We start from the raw sequence: 6,874 nt of genomic DNA on the forward strand, positions 1-6,874 counted from the left end.
GTTTGACATAAAGTCTAAAAAAATGATGTCGCAGAGTAGAATCATTTATTCTACAACATCACCTTCTTTGTTGATAAAAAGAAATTATTTTAAAAATTGAAGAAGACACTACAACTCCAGCAGCAAGTGAACCTGCTAAAAATAAGGTTTCTATTGCCTTATTTTGAAAAGAATCATATTGTTGTTGTATTAAATAATACATTGTATAATACATTCCCGCTCCAGGAACAAGAGGAACCAATCCAGGAATTAAAAATATTGTAGCTGGCATTTTTAATTTTCTAGCAAAAAATTCACTAAATATACCAATTATAAATGCCGATATAACTCCTGAAAGAATATAAGATATTTGTAAATTGCGCATAATACTATAGACAACCCAAGAAGTTCCACCTAATAAGGAAGTATAAAAAAGAGACTTCTTAGGGCAATTAAAGTAGTATGCAAATGCCAAAGTGGCAAAAAAAGACATTAAAAATTCAAAAATATAATTCATTACAACCTCAAAAAGCTAAGTGTTAATCCTACTCCTATTGCAATTCCTAAAGCTATAAAAATAGCCTTGGTTAACCCTATGAGACCACTTAGAAAATCACTGTTCATTATATCTCTAACTGCATTTGTAGCTACTAACCCAGGAACTAGAATCATTATGGAACCTATAATAACTTCGTCTACTGATTGTGGTAAATTTAAAAGATACAGTAAAAATGTAAATATAGAAATTAAAAATGCACCTATAAAGTTAGTTACTACAAAATTTAATTTAAAAGGTTCTATTTTTCTTAAGATTAGAGAGGTAGTAAATGTGACTATGTATGCACATATAAACTCTCTAAGTTGTCCGCCAAATAGTACTGAAAAAAAATGCTCCACAAAATCCTGCGTAAATATCAAACTTAAAATGTTCTGTGTCATTTTCATCTCTATATTATTTAAAATTTTAAATGCTGTTTCCATTGACATTGTACTTATAACAAAGTTTCTTGAAAAAGTATTTATTTTATCTATTTTTGACATATTTGTAGTAGATGCACCAACACTTTTAAATACAGTTATTATCTCATCTTCAAATTCTAAAGAGACGAATATGCCGGAAGGGAGAACATGAGCATCAATTTTGCTTACATTTTGGGCAGACTTGCATATTCTAAGAACTGTGTCTTCTGCTCTATAGATTTCTGCTCCATTTTTTATTTGTAGTCTACCTGCGTGAATGGCAAGTTTTATTAGTTGTTTTGCATCAGCTAAGTCATTTAAATTTCTCATAATGTCTCCATAAAATTTTGGGTCTATATATTAATTAAATTATACACTTTTAAATGATTATCATCAATTACCTAAAAATAGCATAATTGAAACAAATACACCACAATGGTATAATGTTAGGGATATTAAAGAAGAGGTGAGAGTATGGAAAAGCCGATTGTTTCCATCATTGGAACTCCCAATGTTGGCAAGTCCACACTTTTTAATAAAATAGTAGGTCGTAAGATTTCAATTACTGAAGATACACCAGGTGTAACTAGAGATAGAATATATTCTGATGCCGAATGGTTAGGGGCAAAATTTCTATTAGTAGATACTGGTGGACTGGATTTAAAAGATGAAGATATTTTTATGTCTAGTATTAAAGCTCAAGTAGATTTAGCTTTAGATATGAGTGAAGTAATTATTTTATTAACAGATGGTGTAAGAGGAGTTACTTCAAGCGATAGAGAAATTTCTAATTATTTGAGGAAGTCTAATAAAAAGGTTATACTAGCAGTAAATAAATTTGACTCAAAAATAGCTAAAAGTAATTTATATGATTTTTATGAATTAGGTTTAGGTGAACCAGTTACTGTAAGTTCCGAACAGGGAATGGGAGTTGGAGATCTGCTAGACCAAGTTATAGAAGGTTTTGATAAAAATTTAGAAGATAGTTTTGAAGATGAAATTCGTGTAACTTTTATAGGTAAGCCAAATGTTGGAAAATCTTCTTTGCTAAATCATATAACTGGAGAAGAAAGGTCAATTGTAACAAATATTCCAGGTACTACAAGAGATTCTATAGACTCTAAATTTAAGTATAAAGATGAAGAGTTTATTTTAGTAGATACAGCAGGTTTACGTAAAAAGAAAAAATATATGAAAATATTGAAAGATATTCTGTTATTAGAACTTTAACTGCTATTGAAAGGTCATCAGTTTGTGTTCTTTTGATTGATGCAGTTGAAGGAGTCAGCGAACAAGATGCTAAAATAGTAGGTTATGCACATGACAACAACAAAGCTATAATTGTTGCTGTAAATAAATGGGATGCTGTTAAAAAAGACAATGGTTCTGTTAAAGAATATGAAGCTACTATTAGAAAGAGATTACCTTTCATTAATTATGCTCCAATAGTTTTTATTTCAGCCCTGACGGGACAAAGAGTTGAAAAATTATTGGACATGATTTTAATTGTAAACAATAACTATAATCACAGAATAAAGACAGGAGTATTAAATGATATACTTAATAGAGCTGTCTTGATTAATCAACCACCTTCTGATAAAGGTAAGAGAGGTAAGCTGTATTACGGTTCACAAGTTGCTGTAAGACCTCCTAAATTTCAATTATCTGTAAATGATAAAGATCTGTTCCATTTTTCTTATATCAGATATATAGAAAATCAAATAAGAGAAGCATATTCATTTGATGGAGTGCCTATAATTATAAGTTTGAAAAACAGAGGAGAAAAATAATGACTTGGTTGCTGCTATCATATTTAGCAGGGTCTATTTCAGGTTCATATATTTTAGGAAAACTTTTATTGAAAAAAGACGTTAGAAAATATGGATCTGGAAATGCAGGAACTACTAATGCAATAAGGGCTTTTGGAAAGAAAATAGGTATTTTAACTTTTTTAATTGATTTTTTAAAAGGGCTGATACTTATGTATTTTTTAAAAAATAAATTAAATGTAAGTGTTAATCTATTATATGGATGTGCACTTTCATTGATTATCGGCCACGACTACCCTTTTTATATGAATTTTAAAGGAGGTAAAGGTGTAGCAACAACTATAGGTATATACGCAATTCTGGGGTTTAATTTAGATTTAATCTCCGTAATTGCATGGATATTATTTGTTGAAATAACAAAAATGATTTCTTTAGCATCTATACTATATTTTTGTTTAGTCTCAGTTTTATTTATATTTTTTAATGATTTGTCGCAAGTTCAAACTATGATAGTAGTATTTATAGGTGCATTAGGTATATATAGACATAAGGACAATATTAAAAGAATTATAAATGGTTCTGAAAATAAAATTGGAAAGAATAGATTGAGAGGTTGAAGTTATGAAGATATCTGTAATTGGTGGCGGAAGTTGGGGAACTGCAATAGCTCGTCTTTTACACAAAAAGGGACATATAGTGAATTTTTATGTTCGGAATAAAGATGATAGAGATAATATAAATTTTTTAGGTATAAATGAAAAATATCTATCGCAAATTGACCTTTTAGGGTTAAAGGCACAAGATGATATTGGTAAATGTGTAAACTCTTGTGAGATGATAGTTATGGCTGTTCCAACACAAAAATTTAGAAAAGTGGCTCAAAGTATAAAAGATATAGCTGATGGTAAATTAATTGTCAATCTATCTAAAGGATTAGAGCTTAATACTCTTTATAGAGTAAGTGAAATAAGTAAAGAAGTATTGCCAAATTCAAACTTTGTTTCGTTATCGGGTCCATCGCATGCAGAAGAAGTTGGAAGAGAAATACCTACTGCTATAGTTGCTGCTTCAAATGATTATGATTCAAGTAAAGTAGTTCAAGAAGCATTTGCAACAGATACATTTAGAATTTATACGAATAATGATTTAGTGGGTGTTGAAATCGGTGGAGCTCTAAAGAATATAATTGCTCTAGCCGCTGGAATGAGTGATGGGTTAGGTTATGGGGATAATACTACTGCTGCTTTAGCGACTAGAGGAATTTATGAAATGAGTAAACTCGGTATGAAATTAGGTGCCAACCCTCAAACATTTAATGGCCTTTCAGGGATAGGAGATTTAATTGTAACATGTACTTCAATGCATTCTCGTAATAGGAGAGCTGGTATTCTCATAGGGCAAGGTCTATCGTCTGAAGAAGCATCTCAAAAAGTTGGACAAGTAGTTGAAGGTATTAAAACTACAAAATCAGCTTATGACTTAGCTAGCAAGTATGGTGTTAATATGCCTATTACGGAAAAGCTTTATGAAGTCATATATAATAATAAAAACCCTAGAGAAGCAGTAGTAGAGTTAATGACTAGAGGCTATAAACAAGAAATAGAGGAAATATTTTTTGAATAGCGAGAAGGGGTATTTTGAAAGTTAAGTTTTTAAAAAAGAAAAAATATTTTATTAGAAGATTAATAGGCAGCATATTCATTTTGATTTTCTTTATTCTAACATTTCGAGCTATAAATGGGAGAGTGTATAAAGATTATAAAACAGATTTTGCTACTTTAAAAACATATGAAAAGAAAGTTCATGCTATAGGATTTAATATTTTAAATGAGAAAGTATATACAGCCAAAAACAGTGGCATATGTGTATACAATACAAGTGAAGGGGAAAAAGTACCTGTAGGTCATGAAATAGCAAGTTTAAATATGATGGATGATACTTCAGATTTAAATGATGAACTTATAAAAGTAAATTCTGCACTAAGCTATAAGTCTAAAAATCATGTAGAATATAGTTCTGAAAAATCAATTCCTTCTATAGAAAAAATACAAAACTTTTTAAAAGATGAAAATTTTATTGAGGCGATACATTCAGTAGATGGATTGGACTTATATTCAAATAATAATCTGAATATAAGTGAGCTTTCAGAGCTTATAAACTTATCAGTTGATGAGTTGAAAGATAAAAAAGAAAAACTTCAAAATAAAATTTCTGAAAGTAATTATACTTACTCAGCGGATTTTTCTGCTATAGTGTCTTTTAAAATTGATGGTTTGGAAAAGTATTATACTATCGAAGATTTAAGCGATTATACTTATGGATATTTGAATTCACACAAAAATACTGGTAGATTTAAAACTAAAGTTGAAGTGAATAAAGGCGATAATTTATACAAGCTTATAAATAATTTGAACTATAAAATAGCTTTACAAATAGATGATATAAAAAAACTTGATTCTAAAGAAATTGGAGATAATTTGAAATTTAGAAATGAGGATGTTTTATTAGAAGGTAAAATATCTAAGATAAACAAATCTAAAAATGGAGCAGTTGTAATAGTTGATATGACTCAAAATTTTTACAATGTTTATCAAGATAGAATAAAACCATATGATATTATTCTTCAAAATGAAGATTGTTTGGAAATACCAAAGTCGGCGATAATTAAAAGAAAAGGTGAGTTTGGTGTATTTGTACAAGAGATTCATGGTTTAGTTAAGTTTGTTCCTATAAAAGTTGTAGTTCCATTTGAAGATTATTCTTATATTTCTACGGGTGATAAAAATTCAGTTATAAAACTTAAAGATAAATCAGTTAAAACTGTCACTTTAAATGATAAAATAGTATTAAATCCAAAACAGGTTGAAGAATCTAAGATTTTAAATTAAGGAAGTGTTGAGATGTCTATAAAATCAAACATGGAAAGTTTAATTGAAGAAATTAAAATTTTAGAAAAGAATTCTATAAGTGGCGAAAAAGTAAATTTAATAGCCGTTTCTAAAACACGCAATTTAGATGAGATTTTAGAAGCTATTAGTGGAGGCGCTATAGAGTTTGGTGAAAATAAAGTACAAGAATTAAGAGAAAAAATTGAAGTTTTACCTGAACAAAATTTCCATATGATTGGCAATTTACAAACAAATAAGGTAAAATATATCTATGATAAAGTTAGGTTGATACAGTCTCTTGATAGAGTAAACTTGTTGGAAGAAATTGATAAGAGAGCAAAGACTTCAGATATTATTGTAAACTGCCTTATAGAAGTTAATATAGCTGGAGAAACACAAAAAGGTGGGGTAGCTTATGATGAAGTTAGAAGTTTTTTGGAGACGTGCTTAGACTATAAAAATGTTAGCATTCAAGGTTTAATGACGGTTGCTCCAGATACTGATGATGAAGAATTACTTAGAAATTGTTTTAAGAGAATGTTTAAGCTAAGAGAAGAAATAAAAAATAGTTATTCCGAAGTTAGAATGGATATTTTATCTATGGGAATGAGCCAAGATTATAGATTAGCCATAGAAGAAGGTTCGAATATGGTTAGAGTTGGCAGTAAAATTTTTGGAAAAAGAATTTGGAGGTAATGTATGTCAGAAATTATGGATAAAATGAAAAAAGTTTTTGGATTTTCAGAAGAATATGATTATGAAGATTATGAGGAAAATTTTCCCGAAGAAAGAAATATAGAAGATGTTCCTATTAGAACTACTAAAAGGAAATCAGACAGTGGAGTGTTGAGTTTAAATGCTTCTAATATGATAATTTCAGTACATGAACCTCTATCTTACGACGAGTCTCCTAATATTGTTGATGATTTAAGAGCCGATAAATCAGTAGTTCTTAATTTTGAGCAATTGGATTTAGAAGTTAAGAGAAAAATATTTGATTTTGTAAGTGGAGCTCTGTATGCAATGGACGGGAAAATACAAAAAGTAAATAAAGATATTTTTGTATTAGCTCCAAAAAATGTTGAGATTGATGGCTTAAAAGAAGAACTTAAAAATAGTGGAATGTTTCCTTGGTAAAAATAAATAAAGATAAATTATTTTTACACATTCCTGATGATAAATTAATAGTAGTAAAGAAAGTAGTAGATAAGATTGAGATTGTTTTAAATAAGCACGAAATTTTATCTACTGATTTTTTGAGCCCTTATGAAGTTGAAT

The 6,874-nt window shown here is 29.1% G+C and carries 7 protein-coding genes and 1 pseudogene; 6 read left to right on the top strand and 2 right to left on the bottom strand.

From position 1 onward, the window contains the following. Positions 1-58: 58 nt before the first annotated feature. Together HMPREF9129_RS09605 and HMPREF9129_RS09610 are read right to left on the bottom strand one after the other, a co-directional pair. Positions 59-496, bottom strand: a complete 438-nt coding sequence (locus HMPREF9129_RS09605) for a threonine/serine exporter family protein (RefSeq protein WP_004823071.1) — start codon at positions 494-496, stop codon at positions 59-61. Next, positions 496-1,269 (bottom strand): threonine/serine exporter family protein, encoded by a 774-nt coding sequence (locus HMPREF9129_RS09610; RefSeq protein WP_004823073.1) that lies wholly within the window; start codon positions 1,267-1,269, stop codon positions 496-498. Before HMPREF9129_RS09610 ends, HMPREF9129_RS09605 begins: the two co-directional genes overlap by 1 nt. A gap of 144 nt (positions 1,270-1,413) precedes the next feature. On the opposite strand from HMPREF9129_RS09610, the pseudogene der reads away from it, so the two are divergent. The 6 genes and pseudogenes from der to HMPREF9129_RS09640 all read left to right on the top strand — a co-directional run bounded on the left by der (position 1,414) and on the right by HMPREF9129_RS09640 (position 6,733). Beyond that, positions 1,414-2,729: pseudogene (gene der, locus HMPREF9129_RS09615) on the top strand (ribosome biogenesis GTPase Der). Then, entirely contained in the window at positions 2,729-3,325 is a 597-nt protein-coding gene (gene plsY / locus HMPREF9129_RS09620) for a glycerol-3-phosphate 1-O-acyltransferase PlsY (protein ID WP_004823079.1), read from the top strand. Before der ends, plsY begins: the two are co-directional and overlap by 1 nt. Before the next feature lie 4 nt (positions 3,326-3,329). Beyond that, on the top strand, positions 3,330-4,331 hold the full coding sequence (locus HMPREF9129_RS09625) for an NAD(P)H-dependent glycerol-3-phosphate dehydrogenase (protein WP_004823082.1): 1,002 nt from the start codon (positions 3,330-3,332) through the stop codon (positions 4,329-4,331). Between the two features lie 14 nt (positions 4,332-4,345). After that, positions 4,346-5,596 (top strand): biotin/lipoyl attachment domain-containing protein, encoded by a 1,251-nt coding sequence (locus tag HMPREF9129_RS09630; RefSeq protein ID WP_004823084.1) that lies wholly within the window; start codon positions 4,346-4,348, stop codon positions 5,594-5,596. A 12-nt stretch (positions 5,597-5,608) separates the two neighbouring features. Further along, the gene (locus tag HMPREF9129_RS09635; RefSeq protein WP_004823086.1) at positions 5,609-6,292 is read left to right on the top strand and encodes a YggS family pyridoxal phosphate-dependent enzyme; all 684 of its coding nucleotides are present in this window, start codon (positions 5,609-5,611) and stop codon (positions 6,290-6,292) included. Positions 6,293-6,295: 3 nt separating this feature from the next. Beyond that, positions 6,296-6,733, top strand: coding sequence for a cell division protein SepF (locus HMPREF9129_RS09640; RefSeq protein ID WP_004823088.1), 438 nt, complete (start codon positions 6,296-6,298; stop codon positions 6,731-6,733). Positions 6,734-6,874 lie beyond the last annotated feature (141 nt).

The organism is Peptoniphilus indolicus ATCC 29427 (assembly GCF_000227315.1).
Classification (GTDB): Bacteria; Bacillota; Clostridia; order Tissierellales; family Peptoniphilaceae; genus Peptoniphilus; species Peptoniphilus indolicus.

What these genes read in the sequence shown, in the direction of transcription:
- HMPREF9129_RS09625 (WP_004823082.1), top strand. Translation starts at nt 3,330, where the DNA reads ATGAAGATATCTGTAATTGGTGGCGGAAGTTGGGGAACTGCAATAGCT.
- HMPREF9129_RS09605 (WP_004823071.1), bottom strand. Translation starts at nt 496, where the DNA reads ATGAATTATATTTTTGAATTTTTAATGTCTTTTTTTGCCACTTTGGCA.
- HMPREF9129_RS09640 (WP_004823088.1), top strand. Translation starts at nt 6,296, where the DNA reads ATGTCAGAAATTATGGATAAAATGAAAAAAGTTTTTGGATTTTCAGAA.
- plsY (WP_004823079.1), top strand. Translation starts at nt 2,729, where the DNA reads ATGACTTGGTTGCTGCTATCATATTTAGCAGGGTCTATTTCAGGTTCA.
- HMPREF9129_RS09635 (WP_004823086.1), top strand. Translation starts at nt 5,609, where the DNA reads ATGTCTATAAAATCAAACATGGAAAGTTTAATTGAAGAAATTAAAATT.
- HMPREF9129_RS09610 (WP_004823073.1), bottom strand. Translation starts at nt 1,269, where the DNA reads ATGAGAAATTTAAATGACTTAGCTGATGCAAAACAACTAATAAAACTT.